14 protein-coding genes, 2 pseudogenes and 2 CRISPR repeat arrays are annotated in these 26,592 nt (G+C 67.0%); of the genes and pseudogenes, 11 read left to right on the forward strand and 5 right to left on the reverse strand.

Annotated elements, in window-relative coordinates; translation table 11 throughout:
- Positions 1-8 precede the first annotated feature (8 nt).
- The 3 genes and pseudogenes from cas6e to cas2e all read left to right on the forward strand — a co-directional run.
- A pseudogene (gene cas6e / locus ACN27A_RS00265) lies at positions 9-659 on the forward strand (type I-E CRISPR-associated protein Cas6/Cse3/CasE); the annotation flags it as partial.
- A 14-nt stretch (positions 660-673) separates the two neighbouring features.
- A complete protein-coding gene (gene cas1e / locus ACN27A_RS00270) occupies positions 674-1,627 on the forward strand; it encodes a type I-E CRISPR-associated endonuclease Cas1e (RefSeq protein ID WP_421448782.1) in 954 nt (317 codons plus the stop codon).
- Positions 1,624-1,980 carry a type I-E CRISPR-associated endoribonuclease Cas2e gene (gene cas2e, locus ACN27A_RS00275; protein ID WP_421448784.1) on the forward strand — a complete coding sequence of 119 codons (357 nt, stop codon included), beginning with the start codon at positions 1,624-1,626 and terminating at the stop codon, positions 1,978-1,980. The genes cas1e and cas2e overlap by 4 nt, the downstream gene beginning before the upstream one ends.
- 883 nt (positions 1,981-2,863) lie before the next feature.
- Positions 2,864-6,756: a CRISPR direct-repeat array (repeat unit 28 nt; unit sequence GGACCACCCCCGCATGCGCGGGGAGCAG).
- Positions 6,757-6,972: 216 nt separating this feature from the next.
- Here the strand turns inward: cas2e and ACN27A_RS00280 are convergent.
- Entirely contained in the window at positions 6,973-7,410 is a 438-nt protein-coding gene (locus ACN27A_RS00280) for a hypothetical protein (RefSeq protein ID WP_421448787.1), read from the reverse strand.
- A gap of 563 nt (positions 7,411-7,973) precedes the next feature.
- Between ACN27A_RS00280 and ACN27A_RS00285 the strand changes: the two genes are divergently transcribed.
- On the forward strand, positions 7,974-15,506 hold the full coding sequence (locus ACN27A_RS00285) for an FG-GAP-like repeat-containing protein (RefSeq protein ID WP_421448788.1): 7,533 nt from the start codon (positions 7,974-7,976) through the stop codon (positions 15,504-15,506).
- Positions 15,507-15,551: 45 nt separating this feature from the next.
- A complete protein-coding gene (locus ACN27A_RS00290) occupies positions 15,552-15,986 on the forward strand; it encodes a DUF4259 domain-containing protein (RefSeq protein WP_421448789.1) in 435 nt (144 codons plus the stop codon).
- A 235-nt stretch (positions 15,987-16,221) separates the two neighbouring features.
- Here ACN27A_RS00290 and ACN27A_RS00295 read toward each other — a convergent pair.
- The 3 genes and pseudogenes from ACN27A_RS00295 to ACN27A_RS00305 all read right to left on the reverse strand — a co-directional run.
- Positions 16,222-16,884: pseudogene (locus ACN27A_RS00295) on the reverse strand (transposase family protein); the annotation flags it as partial.
- A 176-nt stretch (positions 16,885-17,060) separates the two neighbouring features.
- Positions 17,061-17,342, reverse strand: coding sequence for an SCO0607 family lipoprotein (locus ACN27A_RS00300; RefSeq protein ID WP_421448790.1), 282 nt, complete (start codon positions 17,340-17,342; stop codon positions 17,061-17,063).
- Between the two features lie 126 nt (positions 17,343-17,468).
- Complete coding sequence (locus ACN27A_RS00305; protein WP_421448792.1) at positions 17,469-17,738, reverse strand: ATP-binding protein; 270 nt, start codon at positions 17,736-17,738, stop codon at positions 17,469-17,471.
- 513 nt (positions 17,739-18,251) lie between these two features.
- On the opposite strand from ACN27A_RS00305, the gene ACN27A_RS00310 reads away from it, so the two are divergent.
- The 6 genes from ACN27A_RS00310 (at position 18,252) to ACN27A_RS00335 (ending at position 25,189) form a co-directional block, all read left to right on the forward strand.
- The gene (locus ACN27A_RS00310) at positions 18,252-18,953 is read left to right on the forward strand and encodes a Crp/Fnr family transcriptional regulator (protein WP_311411333.1); all 702 of its coding nucleotides are present in this window, start codon (positions 18,252-18,254) and stop codon (positions 18,951-18,953) included.
- Between the two features lie 38 nt (positions 18,954-18,991).
- A complete protein-coding gene (locus ACN27A_RS00315) occupies positions 18,992-19,774 on the forward strand; it encodes a hypothetical protein (RefSeq protein ID WP_421448794.1) in 783 nt (260 codons plus the stop codon).
- A complete protein-coding gene (locus tag ACN27A_RS00320; protein WP_421448796.1) occupies positions 19,771-21,804 on the forward strand; it encodes a hypothetical protein in 2,034 nt (677 codons plus the stop codon). The genes ACN27A_RS00315 and ACN27A_RS00320 overlap by 4 nt, the downstream gene beginning before the upstream one ends.
- On the forward strand, positions 21,801-22,475 hold the full coding sequence (locus ACN27A_RS00325) for a hypothetical protein (protein ID WP_311411330.1): 675 nt from the start codon (positions 21,801-21,803) through the stop codon (positions 22,473-22,475). Before ACN27A_RS00320 ends, ACN27A_RS00325 begins: the two co-directional genes overlap by 4 nt.
- Positions 22,472-22,930 (forward strand): Pycsar system effector family protein, encoded by a 459-nt coding sequence (locus ACN27A_RS00330; RefSeq protein ID WP_421448797.1) that lies wholly within the window; start codon positions 22,472-22,474, stop codon positions 22,928-22,930. The genes ACN27A_RS00325 and ACN27A_RS00330 overlap by 4 nt, the downstream gene beginning before the upstream one ends.
- A gap of 371 nt (positions 22,931-23,301) precedes the next feature.
- Positions 23,302-23,874: direct repeats of the CRISPR family, unit length 24 nt; unit sequence GGAACACCCCCGCGCGTGCGGGGA.
- A 667-nt stretch (positions 23,875-24,541) separates the two neighbouring features.
- Complete coding sequence (locus tag ACN27A_RS00335; protein WP_421448798.1) at positions 24,542-25,189, forward strand: hypothetical protein; 648 nt, start codon at positions 24,542-24,544, stop codon at positions 25,187-25,189.
- On the opposite strand, the gene ACN27A_RS00340 is transcribed toward ACN27A_RS00335, so the two are convergent.
- A complete protein-coding gene (locus ACN27A_RS00340; RefSeq protein ID WP_421448800.1) occupies positions 25,163-26,539 on the reverse strand; it encodes a WD40 repeat domain-containing protein in 1,377 nt (458 codons plus the stop codon). The two genes, ACN27A_RS00335 and ACN27A_RS00340, sit on opposite strands and share 27 nt — an antisense overlap.
- Positions 26,540-26,592: the final 53 nt, after the last annotated feature.

Consider the following 26,592-nt stretch of genomic DNA (forward strand, 5'->3'; position numbering starts at 1 on the left):
TCACCCGATTTCAGATCAACCCCGCTCGCAGAGGTGCACGGAAGCTGCTCTCTTCACCACATGCCATGCACGCGGCGGTCCGCGCCGCCTTCGCCGTCGCGGAGGACCACGAACGGGACGGCACCCGTACGTTGTGGCGGCTCGACACCCCAGCCACCGCCACCGTCCACCTCTACATCGTCAGCCCCGGCCGACCCGACCTCACCCATCTGGTCGAGCAGGCCGGCTGGCCCACCACGGAGACCTGGGTAACCCGCGACTACGGCGGGCTGCTCGGCTCGCTTCGTCCCGGCCAGGATTGGGCGTTTCGGCTCACCGCGAACCCCACACACAACGGGCGTAAGACCACCGACGCCAAGGAGACACAGCGCTTCGGTTACCTTCGCGAAGAGGATCAGGTCGGATGGTTGGCCAGCCGAGCCGCCCGGAACGGCTTCGCCCTGGCGACCCAGCAGGACGGTCGCCCTAACCTGCGGCTGCACCGCCGCCAGACGCAAACCTTCAGACGAGGCATGGGCGCTGTCACTCTCACGACGGTGACCTACGACGGCATCCTCCACGTTACCGATGCAGACGCCTTTCGCAGAGCGTTGACCAGCGGGATCGGACATGCGAAGGCGTACGGCTGCGGCCTGCTGACTCTCGCTCCCGCAGGCTGAATCCGGGCTGACCGATGAAGATCCCAGGCGTGCCGCCAGCCGAGCTCGGCGACCTTACCCGAGCCGAGGACCGGATCAGCTTCCTCTACCTCGAACGCAGCGTGATCCACCGGGACAGCAACGCGATCACCGCCACCGATGATCAAGGCGTTGTGCACATTCCGGCTGCCTCGGTGGGTGTGCTGCTGCTCGGGCCCGGCACCAGCATCACCCACCAGGCCATCGCCCTGCTCGCCGACCATGGAGCCACCGCCGTCTGGGTCGGCGAGCGGGGCGTGCGCTACTACGCGCACGGACGATCACTCGCGGCGTCCAGCCGTCTGCTCGTCGCGCAGGCCGCTGCGGTCAGCCATCGAGACCGCCGGCTCGCCGTAGCCCGCACCATGTACGCGATGCGCTTCCCCGGCGAGAACACCGCCAACCTCACGATGCAGCAACTGCGCGGCAAAGAGGGCGCACGAGTCCGCCGGACATACCGTGAGCATGCCGAGCGGACTGGTGTCGCCTGGCGCCACCGCGACTACGACCGGACCGACTTTGCCGGCAGCGACCCCATCAACCAAGCGCTGTCGGCCGCCCACGCCTGCCTGTACGGCATCGTGCACACGGTCATCGTCGCGCTTGGAGCCGCGCCTGGTCTCGGCTTCGTTCACACCGGGCACGAACGCGCTTTCGTGTACGACATCGCTGACCTGTACAAGGCTGAAATAACAATCCCCGTTGCCTTCGACGTGGTGGCAAGCGGCTCGACCGACATCGGCACCGACACCCGACGCGCGGTACGTGACCGCGTGCACGACGGAGCCATCCTCGCGCGGTGTGTACGTGACATCCGCATGTTGCTGCTTCAACCCCAGCCCGGCGGTGAGATCGAGGACGAAGATTCCCTACGCCTCTGGGATGACACCGGCATCGAACTGACAGCAGGTCGAAACTACGCCGACATTGGCGAGGTCGACTTCTGGTGACCGTCATCATCCTCACCGCCTGCCCGCCCGGACTGCGCGGGCATCTGACGCAGTGGCTGTTCGAGATCTCCGCTGGCGTGTACGTCGGGCATGTAAGCACCCGTGTACGCGACAGGCTATGGGCTCGCGTTATCGACATGGCTGGTGCGGGCAGGGCGTTGATGGTCTTCCAGGTCCGCGGAGAACAGCGGCTATCGTTCCTCGCCCACGACCATCACTGGATTCCGGTAGATGTGGATGGAGTGACCCTGATGCGGCGCCCCGCTGACCCGATGGTCAACCCTGCGATCGCTGGAGGCTGGAGCAAGGCGGCCAAGCGCCGCCGGTTCGGGCGCCGTGGGCGACCAGCGTAGAGGACGCCAACAGGCAAGGCGATCCATCCTTGGTCGACGGTGAGAATGCGACACGTAGTCGATGGGGCGAGTTCGGGTTGGGGAGACCCCTGTGTGCCTGGCGTGCAGCGATAGGTACGAGAGCTCGAGGACTCTTGGCGTCGCGTGTGCTGGGAAGCAAGATCGTCACGCGGGTACGGCGCGATCAGCGATCAGCCTTGCGTTCGCGGGAGCAGAACCTCACCCCGCGGGGCCCATCAGCCGCTCTATCACCCGCGCTCAGGGCGCAGCGTGGCACGGCGTCGTCGCCGTCATCTGCGACGTACCATCCCATCGGTGCGCGGTAGCAGGGCCGCAGCGATGTCGGGGCGGAGAGGGCTACCCCCCGCGGAGCAAATCCCCCGTACGCTCTCCGTGCCTAGCGCGATCGGATAACTACCGCGTGCGCGGGGGCCGCGGACGGCGACGGTGTTGGGATCACCTCGCATGGGCGGGAGCAGACCGCCGCTCATGGCCGGGACATCGGGGCCGCCGGATCACCCCCGCCTGCGCAGGGAGCAGTCCTGCCACCCGGCATACCGCACGAGCTGGTCGGGACCATCCCGCATGCGCTGGGAGCAGCGACGCGGACCCACTGGACGTCTCGCCAGCGCGGGACCGCCTCCGCGCGTGTGTGGTGAGCAGTCGCGGGGAGCAGAAACCCAGTTCACGAGGGGGTCAAGCGAAGCCCGGACCACCCCTGGATGCGCGGGGAGCAGCCCTTTTCCTCGACCTCGACGCCCAGCTCGACCACCCCGCGTGCACGGGAACAGACGGCCATACGCACGGACTCGCCGGGGTGGGGTGGACTACCCCGCGTGCGCGGGGAGCAGGTGACGAGGGCAACGGGGATGGAAATTCCGGCGGACCACCCTCGCGTGCGCGGGGAGCAGGCATGCGTCGTGAACACCGTCGTGCCGTTGCGTGGACCACCCCCGGGTGTGCAGGGAGCAGGTCACCTACGGCACGTACGTCGCGCCGACCCGGGGACCACCCCCGCGTGCGCGGGGAGCAGGCCCGGTACGTGAAGATCAAGAGCGGGCCGTGGGGACCACCCCCGCGTGCGCGGGGAGCAGACGAAGCACTCACCGTCGAGCCACTTCGTCTCCGGACCACCCCCGCGTGCGCGGGGAGCAGCGGCGGATCCGGCCCTGGCGGATCGCCTCGCGCGGGCCACCCCCGCGTGCGCGGGGAGCAGGATGCCCCGTTCAGTTGGATCTCCACGATCCAAGGACCACCCCCGCGTGCGCGAGGAGCAGACCCTCCGGTTCCTGGCCTTCCAGGAGGGCCTGGGACCACCCCCGCGTGCGCGGGGAGCAGGTCCAGACCGGCCACGCGGTGGCCGCGCCCGGGGGACCACCCCCGCGTGCGCGGGGAGCAGGTGAGGGGCGACGGCGAGGATGGCGAGAACCCGGGACCACCCCCGCGTGCGCGGGGAGCAGGGCACGCAGCCACGTCACCAGGTCATCCACGGTGGACCACCCCCGCATGTGCGGGGAGCAGGTCCTTTCGGTGGTGCGGCCGGTGGCCGCCGTGGGACCACCCCCGCATGCGCGGCGAGCAGGACGGGCTCTTGCAGGTGCCGCTGGGCACCCCGGGACCACCCCCGTATGCGCGGGGAGCAGCGTAATCCCCGACTGGTACGCGACCACGACGCGGGACCACCCCCGCATGCACGGGGAGCAGATGCGTTCCGCCCACGGCAGGAACAACCGCGACGGACCATCCCCGCATGCGCGGGGAGCAGGGCGGCGGCGATGGTGCGGGCTTCGGCTTTGCGGGACCACCCCCGCATGCGCGGGGAGCAGGATGCTCCGTGCGCCAGCCGGACTCCGTTCGAAGGACCACCCCCGCATGCGCGGGGAGCAGGCGGGCCTGACGCAGCGGTTGTCGACGGCGAAGGGACCACCCCCGAATGCGCGGGGAGCAGGATGCTCCGTGCGCCAGCCGGACTCCGTTCGAAGGACCACCCCCGCATGCGCGGGGAGCAGGCGGGCCTGACGCAGCGGTTGTCGACGGCGAAGGGACCACCCCCGCATGCGCGGGGAACAGGTCGACCGCAACCGCCGAGCTGCCCCGTGGCCGGGACCACCCCCGCATGCGCGGGGAGCAGACTCTCCGAGGAGGAGACATGCCCCGCCCACCGGGACCACCCCCGCATGCGCGGGGAGCAGGCCGCGCCGCTGGTGGTGACCGGCAACGTCGAAGGACCACCCCCGCATGCGCGGGGAGCAGTTCTTCGGCGTGGTCCTGATGACCGACTGGAGCGGACCACCCCCGCATGCGCGGGGAGCAGGACGTCGTGCACCTGCCCCTCGTCAACGGGCACGGACCACCCCCGCATGCGCGGGGAGCAGCGCGTGGGCGGGGTGACCCACAACCTCTACACCGGACCACCCCCGCATGCGCGGGGAGCAGAGGCCCGCATCCGGAAGTGGATCGACACGTACCGGACCACCCCCGCATGCGCGGGGAGCAGCAGCTTCACCACCAGGGGCCGGAAGATCGAGTAGGACCACCCCCGCATGCGCGGGGAGCAGGATCAAGCGCGGTGAGCTGTCGGTCGACGAGGAGGACCACCCCCGCATGCGCGGGGAGCAGACTCCCGAGCAGCGGGAGTGCATCCACCTGCGGGGACCACCCCCGCATGCGCGGGGAGCAGACGACGTGGTTGGCGGTGCCGAGCACGAAATCGGGACCACCCCCGCATGCGCGGGGAGCAGGTCGAGGTGCGTACCGGCCGCAGCGGGCCGTCGGGACCACCCCCGCATGCGCGGGGAGCAGTTCGTCGGCCCCCTTGCCGATCGCGTCCAGCACGGACCACCCCCGCATGCGCGGGGAGCAGATCGCGCGGGTCCAGGAGGTGGAGGGCATCGTGGGACCACCCCCGCATGCGCGGGGAGCAGGCCGTCGCGAACAGCGTCTTCACGGCGGCGCAGGGACCACCCCCGCATGCGCGGGGAGCAGGCCGTCGCGAACAGCGTCTTCACGGCGGCGCAGGGACCACCCCCGCATGCGCGGGGAGCAGTCTTCGACACCCTGGTGCGTGACGCCGCCGGCGGACCACCCCCGCATGCGCGGGGAGCAGCACGTCGAGCCGTCCGACGACGGCGCCTACACGGGACCACCCCCGCATGCGCGGGGAGCAGCCTCGGGAAACTCCGAGAGTCAGGGGGCCTTCCGGACCACCCCCGCATGCGCGGGGAGCAGAGAACGCTGCTAATCGGGCTCGGGTTCAGGGGCGGACTACCCCCGCATGCGCGGGGAGCAGACGACGTCCAGCCACACGACGGGACCGTTCGCGGGACCACCCCCGCATGCGCGGGGAGCAGGTCTGCCCCGTGCGCAGGTTCCAGACGGCCGTCGGACCACCCCCGCATGCGCGGGGAGCAGGGTCAGTTCCGGAACTCGCCGGGGCCGGAAATCGGACCACCCCCGCATGCGCGGGGAGCAGGACGGCCCCGAGGGTGGCCCGGATGTCGTTGTCGGACCACCCCCGCATGCGCGGGGAGCAGTCGCCTTGGCGATGTGCGGGCGGAGCCGCTTCGGGACCACCCCCGCATGCGCGGGGAGCAGGCCTGGTACTCCCCACACGGGCACGCGGGGTCCGGACCACCCCCGCTTGCGCGGGGAGCAGGGGTACGGCCGCACGTTGTCGGCCAAGAACACGGGACCACCCCCGCATGCGCGGGGAGCAGCCCTTCGCCGTGTTGAAGCCCTTCGCGGCGCCGGGACCACCCCCGCATGCGCGGGGAGCAGTCACCGCCTTCCAGTAGTTCCGTTCGGCGGCCAGGACCACCCCCGCATGCGCGGGGAGCAGTCATGCAAGACCTTGGTCGGGCTACGGCCGGCAGGACCACCCCCGCATGCGCGGGGAGCAGGTGCTGTCCTCTGCCATGTCCCGGCCCCTTCATGGGACCACCCCCGCATGCGCGGGGAGCAGGGGCTGACGTGGCGTCGCTGTCGATGGTGGCGGGGACCACCCCCGCATGCGTGGGGAGCAGAAGGCCACCACCGGCACCGCCGACGCCAGCGACGGACCACCCCCGCATGCGCGGGGAGCAGGGCCACGACCGGACCACCTTGCCGCCCAACTTCGGACCACCCCCGCATGCGCGGGGAGCAGCCCTGGACGTGCCCGCCACAGCTGTGCGGATCAGGACCACCCCCGCATGCGCGGGGAGCAGGGGACGCTGCGGGTGCTGGAGACGCTGTCGGAGGGACCACCCCCGCATGCGCGGGGAGCAGCGCCCATCCCCTGCTCGTGGTGGTGCCGCTGACGGACCACCCCCGCATGCGCGGGGAGCAGGACCTTGGTCACCGGTCGCGTCTCCATCCTCGGGGACCACCCCCGCATGCGCGGGGAGCAGACGACGAGCCCTCGGCCCTGGCGGGTCGGGGGCGGACCACCCCCGCATGCGCGGGGAGCAGGCGTGGCGGGCGCTCCCACCACGTCCATCGCGGGGACCACCCCCGCATGCGCGGGGAGCAGTACGCGGCGGCGCGGGCCGGCATTGGCCGCGATGTCCCACGCCTCTTCACGCACCGGACCACCCCCGCATGCGCGGGGAGCAGGGCTCGCCTGGCGTCGTCATCGTCGTCACCTACGGACCACCCCCGCATGCGCGGGGAGCAGTCCTTCTGGTGCGCGCGGATCTCGGGCAGTGCCGGACCACCCCCGCATGCGCGGGGAGCAGGACGACATCGCGCCCCAGCGGGAGCACCCCTGGGGACCACCCCCGCATGCGCGGGGAGCAGACTTGCTGACCTGCGACGCTAAAGATCAACAAGTCGATTTTGCATCACTAGGTTCTGCGAGATCCTCATCCGAAACCGAGTGGGCGAGGTGCTGCTTCATCGTAGCGCTGGTGTGTGGCGAGCGCTGCTGGGTGAGCGGCGATCGTTCGGTCGGCGGCTTGCGAGGCCCACGGCAGGAGGGCGAACAGTGGCGCTATGGGTGGTGCTTGCGGGGGCTCAATCGGATCGCTGTGGGTGCCTCTTGCTTTCAGTGCCCCGTGCGCCCTCTTCAACTCGAAGAAGGTTGTCAATGATCATTTGAAGGCCGTCTTGTGCGGCGGGTGAGAGCATCGTGATTGATCGTGTCATCAGGCGGATCTGGGGGTTGGGCTCTTCGGGTTGTCTGCTGTCGCCTAGGAGGTAGCCGACTGGCACGTTGAAGAACTCTGCGAGGCCACGGAGTGTCGATGCTTTGGGGTTGATGCGTTCGGCTCTGAGTAGGTGTCGGATGCCGTTTGCGGTGATTCTGTGGCCGGCTTTGGTCAGTGCGACCGCGACTTCGTGTTCTGTGTATGGCGGTCGGCCTGGAGGGCTGGCGGCGAAGAGGGCGCGGAGTCTGCCTTGGATAAGGTCGGAGGTCGCGGCCTCGGTCTGGTCGGCTGGTGTGTTCTTCATGGAGCCTCCCAACTGCAGCCACTCGTAGCCGTAACCCGGAACTGTAGTTGACGCCGCTGCGTAGTCCGTGCTTAGCTCTCTGCATCGCCAGTGAAGTGCACTTCATCTAGCAAGAAGTGTGCTTGGGAGGAGCGTAGCGGATTGAGTTAGCTGCCGGGGGTGGCTTCTCGGTTCGTGGGAGATCGGCGTTGCGGCCTCGTTACCTCAATCCGCCGGAGATCAGGATCCTGTCGACGAACAGTCTCAATTCGGTGGCCGACTGGTCGGCTGGTTGCTGGCAGGCCTGAATTCGATGATTTGACCGAGATGACGATTACTGTTGTCTGCACCGATGGTGTCTTCGCGGAATCGCATTCATGGCGGCGTCCGATTCGCTTTAACTTGTGGGCATTAGCCGTAAGTCGGGTTGGCTGGACTCCAAACGGTCACGGAGTGTGTTTCTGGTGAAGGTGATTGGGTAGCTTTAGTGATATTTGTGGTTGCAGTTTGTGATCGATCTTGACCGATGGGGTTGATCTCCCTAGCCTTCGCGATCACGTGTTGTGTGGCTGGGGAGGCCCCGAGTGGTTGATGGCGTTGGTGCGTCGTCTCTGTTTGTCCGTCTGGAGAAGGCGGTTCGCTGGGGGTCTCTGGCGGTGGCGTCGTTGCTGGCGGTGACGCTGTTGCCGCCTGTGCCTGCGGTGGCGCGCCCGTCTTCGCCGGGGGCGGTGAAGGATCGTTCGGTGCCGGTGCAGAGGCTGGCTGCGCGGGAGCGTGGAGTGTCTGCGTCTGACGGGCAGCAGTGGGAGACGGAGCCTGCTTCTTTGCCGGGGCCCGCGTCTGCGGTGTTGGATGTTGAGCCTGCTTCGCCCGATCCTGGCGGGGGCGAGCGTGAGTTGGTGGGGGATCTTCCGCTTCGGTTTACGGCGGATGCGGCTGTGCCGTTGCCGGCGCCTGCGCAGATGCGGGTGCAGGTGGCTGATCGGGCGGAGTCGACGGCGGCGGGTGTGCCGGTGTTGTTGCGGTTGGACCGGGTGGACGACGGCGAGAGTCGTGCGCGTGTGCGTCTTGAGGTGGACTACTCAGGTTTTCGGGATGCGTACGGGGCGGATTGGGCTTCGCGGCTGCGGTTGGCGCGGTTGACGCCTTGCTCCGGTGAGCGGGCGGGCACGGCTGCGGGTTGCGGTGTTGAGGAAGTGCTTCCGTCGACGAACGACGCCACCTCCGGTGTGCTGTCAGCGGGCGTGGATCTCGCTGCCAGTACTGGCAGCGACTTCAACTCCCTGAACTCGGCCGATAGTGAGATCGCTGCTGATGCGGTGGTGGCGTTGGTGGCCGGCACGGATGGCGAGACTGGGTCGTTTGCCAAGACTTCGTTGGCCGGATCGTCGGGATGGCAGGCAGGCAAGCCGTCCGGCGACTTCAGCTATTCGTATGAGGTGGACGTTCCGGCGGCTCCGGCTGGCGTGGAGCCGGAGGTGGAGTTCAGCTACTCGTCCGGGGCGGTGGACGGCCGCACGAACGGTGAGAATGGGCAGACGTCGTGGCTGGGGGAGGGCTGGGGCTTCGAGCCGGGCTATGTCGAGCGGTCGTACCGCTCGTGCAAGGACGACCAGCTGCCGGCCCCGACCTACACCAACGCGACCGGGGATCTGTGCTGGAGGCAGGACAACGCGACGCTGGTGTGGCAGGGCCGCTCCACGGAGTTGGTGCGCGACACGGCCAGCGGTTCGTGGCGGTTGGCCGACGACGATGGCAGTCGTGTCGAGCTGTTGCAGGATGGCGCGGACTGGAACGCCGCCACCGACATGTTTTCACCCGGCGACTTCGACGGCGACGGCAAGACGGATGTGCTTCTGCGTCGGGCTGCCGACGCGGATCTCTACCTAGTGCGTGGTGACGGAGCCGGCGGTTGGCTGAACGATGGCGCGGCGACGAAGGTCGGCTCGTTCGACGCCGCGAACATCGTCTTCTCTCCGGGCGACTTTACGGGCGACGGGAATCCGGATGTGCTGTGGCGCAAGGCGTCGGATGGCACGTTGTGGCTGCTACGTGGTAACGGCGCTGGAGGCTTTCTCTCAGGCACCAGCGAGCAGATCGGCTCGTTCAGCACCGCGAATGTGATGTTCGGTCGCGGTGACTTCAGCGGTGACGGCAAGGTCGATGTGCTGTGGCGCCGGGCCTCTGACGGGGTGCTGTTCATGATGCGCGGCAACGGCACCGGCGGCTGGGTGACCGCTCAAAGCGAGCAGATCGGCACGGGCTTCAACAGCCAGGACCTGATGCTTTCGCCGGGTGACTTCAACGGTGACAACAAGGTCGACGTGATCACCCGTGACGGCACGACCAAGAACTTGATGTTGTTTACCGGCAACGGCACCGGCGGGTGGATCTCGGGCATTGGTACGCAGATTGCTTCCGGCCCGGGCAGCGCCGACATCGTCTTCTCCGGTGGTGACCACGACGGCGACGCTAAGTCCGACGTGATGTGGCGCCAGGCCAGCAGTAAGGACGTCTACCTGTTCACGGGCAATGGCACCGGAGGGTGGAAGACCGGCGTGTCGGTCAACATCACCGATCCGGTCCGTCTCAAGAACGGCGACGACAACGGCGAGCACTGGCGGCTGACCACCACCGACGGGGTGCAGTACTACTTCGGCCGCACCCGCCTGCCGGGGTGGACCGCGAACCAGCGAGAGACCGCATCGGTGTGGACCGCCCCGGTGTTCGGCAACAGCGCGGCTGAGCCCTGCTGGCGCAATGGCGGCTTCGCATCTTCCTACTGTTCGCAGGGGTGGCGGTGGAACCTCGACCACGTCGTGGATCCGCACCAAAACTCGATGTCCTACTGGTACAGCCGGGAGCAGGCCCGCACAGGGTTGGCGAACAACGCCAACACCACCGCGGTCTACGAGCGCGGCGGCAGGTTGGAGCGCATCGAGTACGGCACCCGCGTCGGCCAGGAAACCACCGGCACCCCGGGTATGCAAGTGGTGTTCTCGCCAGGTGATCGGTGCCTGACGTCCTGCTGGTCCGGGACGACGCCCACGGTGGCGAACTGGCCAGACACGCCATGGGACCTCAACTGCGCAACCACCGCCACGTCGTGCGCCAGCAACCTCAGCCCGTCGTTCTGGACGACGAAGCGGCTGGCGAAGGTCACCACCCAGGTGTGGAACGGATCCACCCACGCTCCGATCGACGAGTGGACCCTGACCCACCAGTTCCCCGCCACGGGAGAGGCGTCAGTCAGCCCGGCACTGTGGTTGGCGAACATCGTCAAGACCGGTAAGGACGGTGGCAGCAAGGCCCTACCGATGATCGACTTCGGTGGTACCCGCTACGCCAACCGCACCGACTACAACCTGTCCGCCGGCGTGCCGATGGTCAACCGCTACCGCATCACCCGCGTCAGTGACGAGCACGGTGGCGAAACCGTCGTGACCTACGAAGGGTCCGACTGCACCGTCACCTCGCAGGCAGACCCCGACGTCAACTCCAAGCGCTGCTTCCCCCAGTACTACTACCCGCCGCTCGCACCGGCCCCCGGCTGGTCCTGGTGGAACAAGTACCGCGTCACGAAGGTCGTCGACAAGGACCTCGTCGGCGGCAACCCGGACCTCGAGGAAACCTACAGTTACTCGACCGACGGATCCTCCACCACGGTGCTGTGGCATCACAGCGACGGCGCCGCCACCTGGGCCAGCCCGCTGGACAAGCGGACCTGGTCGGACTTTCGTGGCTGGTCCACCGTGACCGTCACCGCCGGTGCTACCGGTACGCCTCAATCCCGGACCAAGTCTCTGTACTTCCGCGGGATGGACGGCGACCGCACCGACAACGGCGAGGGCATCCGAGACGCGAAGATCACGAACTCGTTGGGTGAGGCGACCGAGGACCACTCGCACCTCGCCGGCATCCTGCACGAGGAGATCGAATACGACGGCGCCGCCGGTGCGGCCCGCAGCAAGTCGATCACCGCACCGTGGCAGCATCAAACCGCGCACCGCCAGTCCGCCGCCGCTGTCGCGCAGCCATCCAGCGCCTACGCCTTCTACACCGACGCCGGCACCACCAGGTCCATGACCTGGCTGGCCGCGTCGTCGACGTGGCGGACGACCAGGACGGTCAACACCTACGAGACCACCTACGGCACCATCACTGGCGTCGCCGACCACGGCGACATCAACGTCGCCACCGACGACACTTGCACCACCTACGAGTACGCCCGCAACACGACGGCCTGGCTCATCGACTTTCCGTCACAGACAACGACGACGACCTGCGCCGCCACGCCGGGCCCCAACGACACCCTGTCCGGCAGCCGCACCTACTACGACACCAATCCGCTCGGCACCATCGGTAGCCGGGGCCTGCCCACCCGTACGGAAGCGCTGTCGGGTTTCACCGGCACGACCCCCACATACCTGAAGCGGTCGACCGCCACTTACGACGCCCTCGGCCGCGTCCTGACCTCCGCCGACGGCCTGGACCAGACCACCACCATCGCCTACACACCCGCAGCGGGCGGTCCGGTAACCCAGGTCACAGAGACCAACCCAAAGTCACACACCACCACCGCGAATCTCAACCTGAGAGGCGCACCAACCACCGTCGTTGATGCCAACGGCAAAACCACCACCGCCAGCTACGACCCCCTCGGACGGCAGTTGAAGCTCTGGCTGCCCGGCCGCCCCACCAGCGGCACTGCCAACGAGGAGTACGTCTACGGCACCGACAGCCGCGCGGCCGCCAACTACCTGCACAGCAAGCAGCTGGGCCCCAACGGCAACCAGATCAGTAGCTTCGAGATCTACGACGGGCACCTGCGGCTTCGGCAGACACAGGCCACCGCCCCCGACGGCAAACGAGTCATCTCGGATATCCGCTACGACTCCCGTGGCCTCGTCGTCAAGGAATCAGCGTTCTACAACAGCGCCAGCGCCCCCACCAGCGCCCTGGTGACCTTCACCGACGCCACCGTGCCCACGCAGCGCCGCTACACCTACGACGGCACCGAAGACCTCACCCACGACGCCCTGTGGTCACTCAACGTCGAGAAGTGGCACACCGCCATCACGTACGACGGTGACCGCGTCAACGTCGACCCACCCACCGGCGGTATCCCCACCACCACCATCGAGGACGCCTCCGGCCGCACCATCGCCCAACGCCAGTACAAGGGCACCAGTCCAGCCGGCGACTACGACGAGACCACCTACGCCTACGACCGCCTCGACCGGCTCACCTCCGTCACAGACTCCGCCGGCAACACCTGGACGCACACCTACGATCGCCTCAACCGCCAAATCCAGAGCACCGACCCGGACGCCGGCACGAGCACCTTCGGCTACGACAACAACGACCAGCTGACCACCACCACCGACGGCCGCGGTGAAGTCCTACACCACGCCTACGACTCACTCGGCCGACCCACCGCACTGCGCGACGACAACGCGAGCGGTGCGCTGCGCGCCTCCTGGGTCTACGACACCCTCGCCAAGGGCTACCCCACCTCCGCGACCCGCCACCACACCAGCGGCGCCTACGTCCAGCAGGTCACCGGATACACCGACCTCTACCAGCCGACCGGCAACACCAACACCATCCCCGCCAGCCAGGGACTCCTCGGCGGCACCTACAGCGCCGGGTTCGGCTACCACCCCAACGGCACCCCCGCCACCACCGACCTGCCCGCCAAGGGCGGACTGCCCGCCGAAACGGTGACGTACAACTTCACCGACCAGGGCTATCTCGCCGGCGTCACCGGCCTGGACACCTACCTCGCCAGCGCCCAGTACTACTGGCACGGCGCCATCAAGCAACAAACCCTGGGCTCCGGCACCACCCGCGCCCGCCTCACGACCACCCTTGACGATGCCACCGGCCGACTCACCAAGTCGGAAGTCCACACCGAGAACCAGACCACCCCGGACACGTGGGTCGAGAAACTCACCGAGCAATACACCCACGACCCCGCCGGCAACGTCACCAGCATCACCGAAACCAACGGCACCACCACCGTGGCCAACCAGTGCTTCGGCTACGACTACCTCCAACGACTCACCGAAGCCTGGACCACCAGCGCCGCCACCTGCCAAACCACACCCACACAGTCCATCGTCGGCGGCGCCGACGCCTACTGGCACTCCTACACCTACGACAAGACCGGCAACCGACTCACCGACACCCGCCGCACCGCCACCGGCGACACCACCCGCGACTACACCTACCCCACCGCTGGAAGCACCCGCCCCCACACCCTCACCGGCACCACCACCCGAGGCGGCGGACCCAGCAGCACTTACACCTACGACAACGGCGGCTACCTAAGCACCCGCACCAGCACCGGCAAGCCCAACCAAACCCTCACCTTCGACGCCGAAGGCAATCTCACCGCACTCGCCAACGGCACCACCACCCACACCTACATCTACGACACCACCGGCAACCGCCTCATCGCCGACAACCCCGGCACTGAAAAGACCCTCTACCTCGGCGACACCGAATACCACCTCAGCCACGCCACCGGCCAAGTCACCGCCACCCGCTACTACCCCAACGCCGTACGCACCACCACCGACGGCCTCACCTGGATGGCCGCCAACCACCACGGCACCAACCAACTCGCCATCAACGCCACCACCCTCACCACCACCCGCAGACGCCTCACCCCTTTCGGCGAAGACCGCGGCGCACCACCAGCCACCTGGCCCGACAACAAAGGCCTCGTCGGCGGCACCAACGACCCCACCGGCTACACCCACCTCGGCGCCCGCCAATACGACCCCACCACCGGCCGCTTCACCTCCGTCGACCCCCTCATCGACTACAACGACCCACAAACCCTGCACGGCTACGCCTACGCAAACAACAGCCCAATCACCTACACCGACCCCGACGGTCTAATGATCGAGCGGGGAGGAGGACCAACGGGATATAGCACGGGACCCGGTGGAACATTCAGAGCCGGTAGTGGTGGCGCTGCCCGCATTAAGGGAAAGAGTCCTGGAAGGTCGTCGTCAAGCGGATCCAACAAGGGGACAATCAAGAAGATCAGCACGCCCAGAAAGAAGCGAAACGACGATCTTGACGAACGTCGAGCACAAAGGCGCAGCAGCGGACCGAAGCGCCTCACTGACCGCGACGAAATGCGGCAGATCAAAGACGAAATCCGTAGGAACCCAAACAAGAACAGGAGGCCCAAGCCAGCACCCCCTTCTAAGCCCAATCCGCCGAAGCCGCCGAAGTCGAGCGGCGGCCGAGGGGGTGGGCCCAAACCCAAACCCAAGCCCACGCCCACGCCCAGCAAAAGGCCGAAGGCGAAGCCGGTCAACAAACCCGAAGAGGATAGCGACTGCAAACACAGCTTCGCCCCTGCGACCCCCGTCCTCATGGCCGACGGCACCTCCAAACCCATCAGTGATGTCACCAAGGGCGACAAGGTGCTCGCTCACGATCCTGAAACGGGTACCACCAGCCCCGAGGCTGTTCAAGTTGTGCACGTCAATCGAGACACGGAGTTGACCGACCTAAGCATCCGGACCGATGATGGCGAGTTCATCACTGTCCACACAACCCAGAACCATCCAGTCTGGAGTGTAAGCCGCAGCAGATGGGTCGAAGCCGGAGAACTTGAGCCCACCGAACTCCTTCAGACCGCCTTCGGCAAGACCGTCTCCGTGGCCAAGGTCAACAACTACCTCGGCGTCGCAACTATGAACGACCTCACCGTCGCCGCGATCCATACGTACTACGTGCTGGCTGGCAGTACCCCGGTCCTGGTGCACAACTGCAACAAGAATCAAGGTGTTTACATTTTCGATGACCTGAGTAAGCCGGGTCATGTGTATGTGGGGCAGACCACGAGCTTTACAAACCGCTTCCGTAATCATGTAGGCTTGGGGCGGCTGGCCAGTCGCAAGGATGCCATTTGCATCCATGTATGTGGCAGTCCGGACGACCTTAAGGTCATGGAGTACATCATCAAGGATCAGTTGTTGGAATATGGATTTAAGCTTAGTAGCCCAATGGAGCCGAATACCAGGAATGTCTATAATTCCCGCCGGCGATTCATTCAAAGGCCGCTATTTCATTTGCCAGGTGGGGATAGTTGAGCACTATGTTCGCAGCATTCTTCCGATCGGCCGTAGGTGTTTGTAGTGGGTAACTGGGGTGAGTGCATATTCGATGATGACGACGCGGCGAACTTCTCCTTCGATCTTGATGACCTCAGTGAGGAAGACCGTTTCGTCTGCATCAAATCGGCGCTTGAGTTGATTGTCTTAAAGGGGGGCCGCTTCGAATTCCGTGATGGCGTTCATGCCGTTGCTGCGGCCGCGCTAGTGGCCCGCGAGTTGGAAGGTGGTGAAGACTTCAGGTCAGACATCTGTGGTCCATCAAATCCCATCCCCTCTCCAACTGTAGAGCTTGTTGAAATCGCTGAACGGGCCGTTCTGGTTCTGCTCGATGAGAGGTCGAGTATCGATTGGCGGTTCGGCCATAACCTTGATGATCAGTCGTTTAGGGTGATGCTAAATCAGTTGTTAGCGGTTATTTCAAGGAAATTGTCAGGCAATCCACCTGCGCTTTGGTGACGGCACCCGGGCTAGAGTGAAGGGCTGCGTGGAATTGTTTGCTTGGCGAGGGGTTTGGCCTTCCCAAGAAAGGCGTTGATCCTTCAAAGAAGGCCTATGTTATGGCAGAAAAGGCCGCTCGTCACCACGAGGCGGGAGTGATGGGCGAGCGGGTCGCCAAGGGGGCGCCGGCCATGACCGGCTGTCCCGCGATTTTCTGGCTGATGCCCGAAGTGCGGTAGACAATGAGCGCTTTTCATCGTGGGTTTCGGCTGGTCTGGACGTGATGTAGAACGAGGATGGCCTGGACGATCGCGGTGGCACGTCGGGGGCAGCAGCGGAGCTTGGCCAGGATCTTCCAGCTTTTGAGGGTGGCGACGGCACGCTCGCCGACGGCGCGGATCTTGGCGTGGTGCCGGTTGACGGTCTTCTGCCGGCGGGACAGTCGCGGCCGGTGACGGCGGCGCTTAAACGGCCTGCGGGTGCTGCCGCCAGCGCCTTGGTACGCCTTGTCGGCGAAGGTCATCACGTTGGCGCTGCTCAGAGCGTCGATCAGGCCGTGCGTGCGAGCGGCGGTCAGATCGTGTACGGCGTCGGGCAGGGCGGGTGAGGCCCAGATGAGGCGTCCTTTGCAGTCCGCGACGATCTGCACGTTGACTCCGTGGCGTTTGTGCTTTCCGGAGTAGTACGGCCTCTGGTCCGCGACCCGATCGATCGGAATCAGGGTGCCATCCAGGATCGCGTACGCGAGACGGGCGATGCGCCGTAGGGCCGCGATCAGGTCCTCGGCGTGCGCGGCGAGCAGGTCGACGGCTTCTCGGACGTACCGCCAGGCTGTGATGACGCTGACCGCGAAGCCGCAGGCCAGACGGGCGATGGTGTCCCCGTTACGCAGATGGGCCAATGCGAGCAGGGCCTCATTCCGACCAACCACAACAGACGGACGGTGCGACCATGCAGCCCGTCCGCCGAATAGCATCGACATCCGCAGCTACATAGCTGACACAACTCGGGCATCGATCATGTCGATGAGCTGCCAAACTTCAGATTAGACAACTGCGGCTGGAGTACTAGGCGACCACTCGGCCGCACCAGCTACGAGGTCTCGACAATGACGCCGTTTGCGTCGATGCCGTGGGTGCGCCAGTAGACGTCCCATTCGTCGTCGACGTGCTTCGGGACCTTGCCCTCCGGATAGCGGGTGTACGGGGCGGTCGGCTCCTCGTCGTTCGGGATGCAGGCGCTGCCGCCCTGGCCGCCGACCGCGATAACCGGGTACTCACCATTGCCGCAGATGTTCTCCCGGTAGGAGCAGCCGCTGGCCAACAGCCCGCTCAGCCCGACCGCGGCGAGGACGATCGTTATCCGTACGCGCATGACCAGCAGTCTGGTGGTAAGCGGCCGGGTCTGCCATCCGTACCCGTACTCAAGATCTGTTCTTCGCGCTGTGATGGCCGGCTCGCGGATCTGCTCGGTGGCCCGTGGGTCCGTTCGGCGAGGGTCTTACGGTGTCGTGCCGGGAAGCCGGACCGTGACGACGAGACCGCCGTCGGGGCCGGGGACGAGGTCGAGGGTCCCGTCGTGGTCGCGGACGATGCTGCCCACGATGGCCGGGCCGAGTCCGACGCCAGCGTGTTCGTCGGTGCGGACGCGTTCGGTACCGCGCTGGAAGGGCTCGGTGAGGTCGACCGCCCCCTGGTTGACGGTGTGCAGACGTTCGATGAGTTCGCCGCGCTGCTGGGTGGGGTCGCGGCGGGCGACGTCGAGGAGCATCCGCGAGATCGCGAGCGGGTGCGCAGTTCGTGGGAGGCGTCGCGGCGAACCTCTGCTGCTCGGCGAGGTGCGATTCGAGCTGTTCGAGCATCGAATCGAACGCGTCGGAGAGTTCCCGGAACTCGTCCTCGCGGCCCTCCATCCGCATCCGGTGGGACAGCGACCTGCCTGCGGCCACTCGGGGTGGCGGGCCGTCTCCTATCTACGCAACACGCCGATCACGGGCAAGTTGTACACCACTTCCACGGACGCAACCGTCCGCCCGGTGCGCCGTGCGGGTTGTGGCCTGCGGGGCTGGATCTCAACGACGCCGTGTGCCGCCTCGGTCAGATGCTCGGAGAGTTGGCGCATCGCCAGCTGGGCTTTCGCACGCTGCCCTGGGCACCCCTGGTAGCCCTAATGGGCGGTGAAGGTCACGTCAGCCCTTGATGAGGGATCGCCACCCCGCGTGGAAGCAAGGCCAGAGTGACTGCTGCCCCACCCTCTGTGCCCGTCGGCGATACCTTTCTGTACATGCGTGGCCATCTTGGATCCGGACTCGTCGCTCATCTTCCGCAGGACGAGTGGCTCCGGGTGCAGGACACCGGAATCCCCGTACGCTTCGAGCCCCGCGACGTGCTTCTGCGTCAGGGCGACACCACCCAGCACGTGCATGTGGTTCTGGCTGGTTGCGTCAAGATTGTGCGGTCGGAAAGCGACGGCAGTTGCGCGATTCTGACGCTGCGGGCTGCTGGCGACGTCGTCGGGGATCTGGCTGCGGTCGACTTGCAGCCCCGCTCGGCCACCGTGACCGCCCTCACCACCACGGTCACCCGGCTGCTGACCGGACCGCAGTTCCGGCGCTTCCTGACCCGGCCTGCGTTCGCCGTGGGCTTCGCCACCTACACGGTGAGCCGGTTGCGCGCCTCGGACGCGCAGCGTGCGGCGTTGGCCGTGCTGCCTGTGCGGGAGCGGCTGGTCCGGGCGCTGATCCAGCTCGACCGAGAGAGCCGGCACGCCGACGGGGGGCCGGCGATCCGGCTTTCCCAGGCCGAACTCGCCGAACTTGTCGGCGCCTCGCGTAACGCGGTCGTCGCCGAGCTGACCGCCCTGCGTGAGGCCGGCATCCTCGTCACTGGGCGGCGCGAGGTCACCATCTTGGACCTGGCGGCATTGAGCGACCGGTCACACGGGTTTCGCCCAGAACTGGGCAGAGAATCGCCTGTCACGGGCTGACGCTGAGGGGGTCCCATCCTCGTCGAGAAAGGACTCCCGTGGAACACATCCCGTTCGCACGCTCGACCGATCTGCCACCGTACCGGGCGATTCTGGCGGTGGACGCCAAGGGCTTCACCGCCGAACCAGGAAGCACCCACGAGGCAATCAGCAAGAACCTGCTCGACCTTGTGGGCGACGCCCTAGCCGACGCCGGGCTGGCGGCCGAGTGGGAACGCCCAGCGTTTCTCGGCCCGACCGGCGACGGCTTCGCCGTCGGGCTCCCGACACGCGTCCTGCCCTACTTGGTGGAACCGTTCCCACGTCTGCTTCAGGAGCGCCTCGCCGAGCACAACCGCCAGACGCGGGCGCACCTTCAACTGCGGGTCAGTCTGCACGTCGGGCCGCTGCCTGCCGACCCGGAAAACCTCCATTGGACCGGCAACGGGGATGCACGCAACGACACTCACCGCCTGCTTGACTCCGCACCGGTGAAGGCCGTGCTCGCTGCGGCCAGCCCGCGCGTGACATTTGTAGCCTGCATCTTCTCCGACCGCGTCTTCGAAGACGTCATCGCCGCCGGGTACGCCGGCATGCAGCCCGACCGCTGCCTCCCGGTCACAGCGACGGTCGATGGTAAGGCGTTCAGCCGGCAGGCATGGCTCTACCTCCCGGAGGTCTCGGGAAACCTGCTCGGCGTGTTGCCAGCCGCGTCGCCGCCACTGCCGAGGGCCGGGAAACCCGTACGGCCTCAAATCGCTGGACCGCGGGTGAAGCGGAACAACGGCCAGGTCGCCACCACGGTTGAGACCATGACGCAGCACCGCGGCGGTGACCGATGACCACCACCCCGATCGAGGCCGTCGCCCCGGACACCGACGAGTCGTATGCCGACGACATCGACGACGCACTATACGTCGAGGAGAGCAGCGGCCAGGTCGCCTCGCGGGTCGGCCGGGACATGGTGCAGAACGTCCACAACTGGCTCGGGCACTACCAGGCCGCCCACGAGCTCTCCGACGCCTTCGTGGACGAGACGATCGCGACCTTCGTGAATCGTGTCTACAGCCCGGGCGGGCTGTCCAGGGAGGCAGCGGCCGAGGTCCTGCGGGAGCAGCATTACGTCCTGCTGGTGGCCGATCCCGGCACTGGCCGGAGGACCGCCGCAGTGGGGCTTCTCGGCGGCGTTTCCTCGCCTCGGCGGGAGATCCCGATCGACGACGACGAGCAGCGACTCCTGCCGGTTGACAAGGTGCCGTGGACATCGTACGGCCGGTCCGCCTATCTGCTCACGGTGCCACCCGGCAACCGGAACGGACGGTTGCGGGAGACGCTAATCGCCTATCGAGAAGCCGTGGAGAAGCGCGACTCGTACCTCGTTGTCCTGGTCGATCGGAAGAGCCTCGAAAGGCCCGAGGACGTTCCCGGTTTCACCGTCCTCACGGTCAGCGCTCCCGCACGCGAGGAGCTGCTGAGCCGCCTCCTGGGCGATGGACCTGCCTGGCTGGACGTGGATCTGCTGCTCCAGACGCCGCCACTGCCAGCGATGTTGGACGGCGCCAACCCGGCCCAGATCGCGAGGCTGTCTCGCCGGATCAGGGCCGCAGCGGGTGACCCGCAGGAACCCCTGGCCGAGATCGCCCGCAAATCGGTCCAGGCATACCAGAACTGGGACGAAGAACTGGTCGCCTGGTTTGAAAAGTACGCCGACCCCCGGACTCGGCTCTTCCTCATTGCCTTGGCCTTCCTACAGGGAGGACAGGCAACCAACGTTCTGCACGCAATGGAGAAGCTAGCCGAAAAGCTGGAGGAACCGGCAGACGTACGTGGCGGCATGGGCGCCCCAGGGATTCGCCAACTTGCCAAGAACGTCAAAGCCAGGATTGACGACGAGCACCGCATCTTCTTCACCCTGCCGTCCTATGATGTCGCGATCCTGCGCTACGTCCACGGTGATCAGTCCAAGGGCTTCCGTAACCGCCTCTGGAGCTGGGCGTCTGACCTACCGATGCGCCGCGGAGGTTCCCCCAACGCCCGCATTGCTGGTCAGGTGGCCTCGGCCATGCTCGCCGTGACCCTAGCCCTTCCCGGAGCCGATGCACCCGAAGTGCGCATTCTGGTCGAACGATGGTGGGGTTACCAGACCCTGCGTCCGCTGGTCGTCGATCTGATGACGGCGGTTGCGATGAGTCCCGAGGCCGGTGCGGCGATGCGCGGTCGGCTCAACCAATGGGCCGTCCAGTCAGGAAGCCTGACGCTGCTCTGCGCGGTGGCCCGAGTCTGCGGCGGCGCGCTGGCAGACGCGTATCCGCAGGCGGTGATGACCCGCCTGAACAACCTCGCCGGGCGGGGACTCGACGCCGTCACCCAGGAAGTCGTGGAGGCCGTGCGATCGCTCTGGGAACGACCGCTGCACCGGCAGGCGACACTACAGCGGGTCATCGCGTGGGCGGCCGGACAGGACCAGCGGCATGACGCAGGGCTGCGCGCCCTGGCGGCGATCTCCAACACCCCGGACCAGGCCGGGTTTCTCCTCACCGAGCTGGCTGGCCACCCGGAACTGCAGACCGGACTGGTAGACGCCTTCACGCTCCTGTTCACAGGCAGAGGTCCACAGGGCGAATTCCGCGAGACGCTCTTTCGCTGGCTGGACGCGGCGGCAGTCGAACCCATGTACGAGGACCTGATCACCGACTTGATGATCCGCGCCGGCGGGGCAGGTCAGGGTGCTAGCAGCCGTTTCGCCCGCATGTCCGACCTGCTGTACGACTGGCAGCCGACCGCCCACGACGCCCAGGCACCGGATGCCCGGGCTCTGCGTGACCGACTCAACGAGCGATTCCACCAAGCAAACCCACTGGACGCTTCATGATCGAAAGCTGGCGTAGCCGCCTGTCGGGCCTCTGGAGGAGACACCAGGAACCCGCACAGCCGGTCACCTTTTCCGCGGAACTGCGCAGCTGCCATCCGCACGTCGCGTTCGACGCGACCTTCCAGCTGCGGTGGCATGGAGACGATCAGGCCGCCCTATGGACGACGCGGCAGAAGCTCACAGAATGGGCCGACCAGGAGAGCGCCCGATACTGCGTCACCCAGGCCGGCAACGCCGAGAACGACATCAACGCCAGGATCGCCTACGGCGCCCGCGTCCATCTGGCGGTCAGCCGGCAAGCCCGTGCCGCTGCGGAGGCAATCCTGGATATCGGACGTCAGACCACCCTCGAACACCTAAAGCAGCAGACCGAGCTGGAACGGATCCGATACCTACGAGAAAGCGTCTACTCCCGTCCCGATGTTGCCCGCAGCTACTGGCTCTACCACCACCCAGACCAACTGAACACAATGCTGAACATCGACTTCGAGGGAATCGCAAGAAAGTTCGGAGACGCCGAGGAGTCACGCTTTCTGGTGATCGCCAAACTGATCGACGACTTCTTCGGACGACTCGAGGACGGCGAACGCCGATATCTGCTCGGACAGTTGGGCAAGATCTTCTCCTCGTACGACCGCCCTGACCTGGCCGAAAGCCTGGAAGCCTCATGAGGGAAGCCGAACGAGCCTACCTGCAACAGGCGAACGAGATGATCCGCTTCGCCGATGTGAAGGCGGCCGCCGTCCTCGCCGCCGCTGGCGTCCTCGCCGGGCAACTGCCGTCGGCTCACGGCTCCTGGGCCAAAGGCGTCCTGTTAGCCGCCAGCATCTGCATCGTGCTCAGCGCGTTACTGGCGCTCTATACCCTGGCACCACGGCGGCAGGTGGCATCCGCGTGGTCACTGCACTTCTACGACCACGTCGCCCGTCGGTACGGCGATGACCGGGAAGCCTTCGTCAGCGCCTGGGTGGAGGCGGCGGCCGACGAAGACGCTTTTGATCGGGCGATCGTCGGACAGATCTGGGCAGCGAACATGGTGGCATACCGCAAGTTCACCTGGATCACTTGGTCCATCCGCACCTTGGTGGCCGGCGTCGTGGCCCTCGTGGCCCTGGCAATTACCTGACGTGCTTCTCGTAATCCTGACGGTCGCCCTCACCGCCGTCGGACCGGACGAGGATCGCGACTACTCTAAATAGGCGTTCCAGCTCACCGGCTACCGGCGCTGTGCCCAGTTGTGGTTCGTTGAGCAGCGACCAACTGGTAGATGCGAATCAATCCCACTAACTGACGTTCCCTGGGCGCAACATTCGAACGGAAACACCCCCGCGCGTGCGGGGACCAGCGCTGTACACCGTGTCGGCGGTTCCGACGCCGGGGAACACCCCGTGCGTGCGGGGGCCAGCCGATGACCAGCGGCACCCGCAGGACATACATCGGAACCCCCGCGCGTGCGGAGACCAGCCGAAGGCGATCCTCGCCCAGATGCGCCAAGACGGAACACCCCCGCGCGTGCGGGGACCAGGGACCCCTGCACGGCACCCGGCTCGCGTCGCGGGGAACACCCCCGCGCGTGCGGGGATCAGCTGCGCACCGCCGGCAACGTCGCGCTCGCCTCCGGAACACCCCCGCGCGTGCGGGGACCAGCTGATCCGGGGCACCGGCCCGATGTCCGGCGAGGGAACACCCCCGCGCGTGCGGGGACCAGGAGGTGTTCGGGTTCGACGGCGACGGCAAGCCGGGAACACCCCCGCGCGTGCGGGGACCAGTCGCTGACGCCGGGCTCCTCGTTCCACTCTTCCGGAACACCCCCGCGCGTGCGGGGAACAGACGATCTCGCCCGGTACCACGCAGTACCAGACCGGAACACCCCCGCGCGTGCGGGGAACAGGCCTGGGTGATGTAGTTGCCGCACTCGGGGCACGGAACACCCCCGCGCGTGCGGGGAACAGGAAGGCGCGGGCCACCTGGACGGGCGCCGGGACGGAACACCCCCGCGCGTGCGGGGAACAGCACCGGCCCCTGCCCTGGCGGCGGCCCGTGAACGGAACACCCCCGCGCGTGCGGGGAACAGGCTTGTTGACCTGCGGCTCTAAAGATCAGGAACGCCAATTTCGTTCACTCTGGCATCCAAGATCTTCTTTCCTCTCAGGTGCGGGACGTCCGGCTCGATGCTGGTAAAGCCTACTCGCAGGCGATGAGGCGCTGGATCTGATCTCCAGCGCCTCACCCCGAGCCGGACCGCCTGAATATCTCACAACCGTCTCACGGATAGTCGGGCAAGACTCGACACAGCCCGACATGAGGCCGACCGCCAACCGGCCATTGACCAGCGTGTCCGGCACGAGCCGGTCCCGTCCGGCAGGCGCCGGTACGCCGGCTAGTTCACTGGGGGTCAAGGGGTCGTCGGTTCGAATCCGGCCGTCCCGACGCAGGTCAGAGGGTGCATTCGATCGGTGAATGTGCCCTCTTTGGCGTACTGGGGACCAAGATCAGTCAAGTTGGAGCGTGTCTAGCGCTGCTTGACCGCTGGTCAAGTTCCAACGACTACTCTCTCACCTGCCGGATTGTTCTCTCGGGGGTATCAAGGGCGCCACGCAAGCGTGGCGCCGGCCCGCTCGCGACCGGCCTGCTGGCGGCCTCCGGCCGGCATCGGCCGGTCGCGGCTTCACCCCCGAGGAAGGGGGCATCGCGCTCTAGGCCAGTCCCTAGGGCTGGAACGCTGTACCGTCCGACCGTGCAAAGCCCAGCGCCGATTACTCCTACCGCGCCATCACTGGCGGCCGGCTTCCCGGCCCATCTTCAGCGAGACGTGCAGACCGTCACGAAGCTTCTACCACCGCCGCCCTTGAATCCGGCGCTGCCGTTCCGTGTCACCGTCGACGGGCAGCCACTGATCATCCCGTACCGGATCTACGAAGCCGAACCCTCAGCCGCTACAGAACTCAGCCTGTCACCCACCCAACTCGCAATCCTCAACTGCCTCTACACACGTCACCACGACGGTCGAGTACGGCAGCGACGGCTTGGGCACATTCTCAGGCTAAACGAGCCATGGGTGGTTCCATTCGTAGTCCGGCTGGTCGGGGAGTATGTCCTAGAAATCCTGCTCGATATCCGCCGTGAACTCGTCGAACTCGACGACCCCACGACCCCGCAGCACGCCGTGTACGGACAGGTACTCGCCGCGAACCCGTCGTTCCTCGCCATCACGCGCCAGCAAGCGGCGAGCTACTGGGCCTGCTACCACCGGCATCTGTACTCCGACCGCCGCTACTACCCGGGCTCAACACTCATCAAGTCCGTGCAAGCCGCAGCAAGGCACTACAGCACCCCTGCCAGGTCACGGTCATCGTATCTAGACAAAGGCATTCCGCCGCCGTAGTTCACCCCAACGTCTGCCAGGCCGGGACGATCGCGTCGGTGGCGGGCCACCGTCGAACGCGGGGCGATCGCTGCCGCACCGCTTCGCGGCTTGCCACCGGAGTACCTGGTCCAGGCGCGCAGTGACCCGGCGCCACGGCAAACCGCCCCGGCCCGAAGGCCGGGGCGGGAAGCCGTCACGGGTCGGCACGGCCACCGGCGGTACCTGGCGATCGTCTTGCGGGTCGCCGCCGACCGGCGGCAACGCGATGGAGGCCAGTCGGCCGGTCGCCACCGCCTTCACCCGGACCGTCCGACTGCCGTTTAATCCGGCGAAGCGCAGAGGGGGCAGGATCACCTCGCCGGCCGGGTCGAAGTACAGCCGGTCGCCGATGTCCAGGCAGTTCAGTGGCAGGGTGCGAAGTCGCCGGGGTGGCGAGATCCGCCAAGCCTCCAGGCTTCCGCCGGCGGTGCCGCACCGCACGGCGAGCCGGCCGTCGGGCGACACCGCGCGGACGCCAGGCAGCCGGCCCACCTCGCGGTTTGTCCGCGGGTTCCAGACCGCGCCGTCCTCAAAAATCATCGTGCCGGATTCGGACGTGAACCACGCGGCCCGCACCTCGCGCGGCGGTAGCACCCGCTGAGTATCTGACGCGAGGTCCCACAGCACCGCGCGCTGCGGCTGGCGCGTGGGTCCGTTGAGCAGGGCTAACCGCTGGCCGGTCGGGTCGAAGCCTTGCAGCGTCACCGTCCCGGTGAACGGCAGGCGCAGACGGCGGTCGTCGGGAAGGATCACCTCGACGTAGTCCGGGCCCACCCACGCGATCCGGGTTCCGGAGGCGTCGGTGACGACCTGCCGCGCCTCGTCGTCGGCCAACGGCGTGCTGGCAGGCCGGCCACCGTCGAAGGTCCAGCGCAGAAGCCGGGGGTATGCGGTGATCAACGACGGCGGGTCGGCCGCCACGGCCAGGACGCGGACGTCGCGCGTGTCGGGCAACAGCGCGCTGGCATCGGCGAGCTGGGCGTAGGTGGAGAACAGGGCGGACCGGGAGGCGGCATTGTCTTCGGTATGGAAGGCTGCCAGCGCCGCGAGAGCTGCTCCGTTCAAGTCGCGCGGCATGAGATCGCGGGCCCGCTGGGCCAGATCGCGGGCGCCCAGTTCGTGCACCCGGGCGTCAAGGTCGGCGCCACGCCGCTGGAGCAGAACGGCGAACGTCGCCGTGGCGGCCAGCAGCACGGCCAGGACGGCCGCCGTAGCCCGCCACAGCACAGCGGTCCAGCGTTGGCGGCGGCGGCTGGCCGTGACGTGGTCGATGCCGGCCGGGGATAGGTCGGCGCGATGGACGCGCAGCCACTCGTCAGCCGCAGCCACTCGTCAGCCGCAGCCAGCCGTGCTCCGCGCAGCGGCTCGCCCAGATCGCGGCT

The sequence above is a fragment of the Micromonospora sp. WMMD737 genome (assembly GCF_049179055.1).
GTDB lineage: Bacteria > Actinomycetota > Actinomycetes > Mycobacteriales > Micromonosporaceae > Micromonospora > Micromonospora reichwaldensis.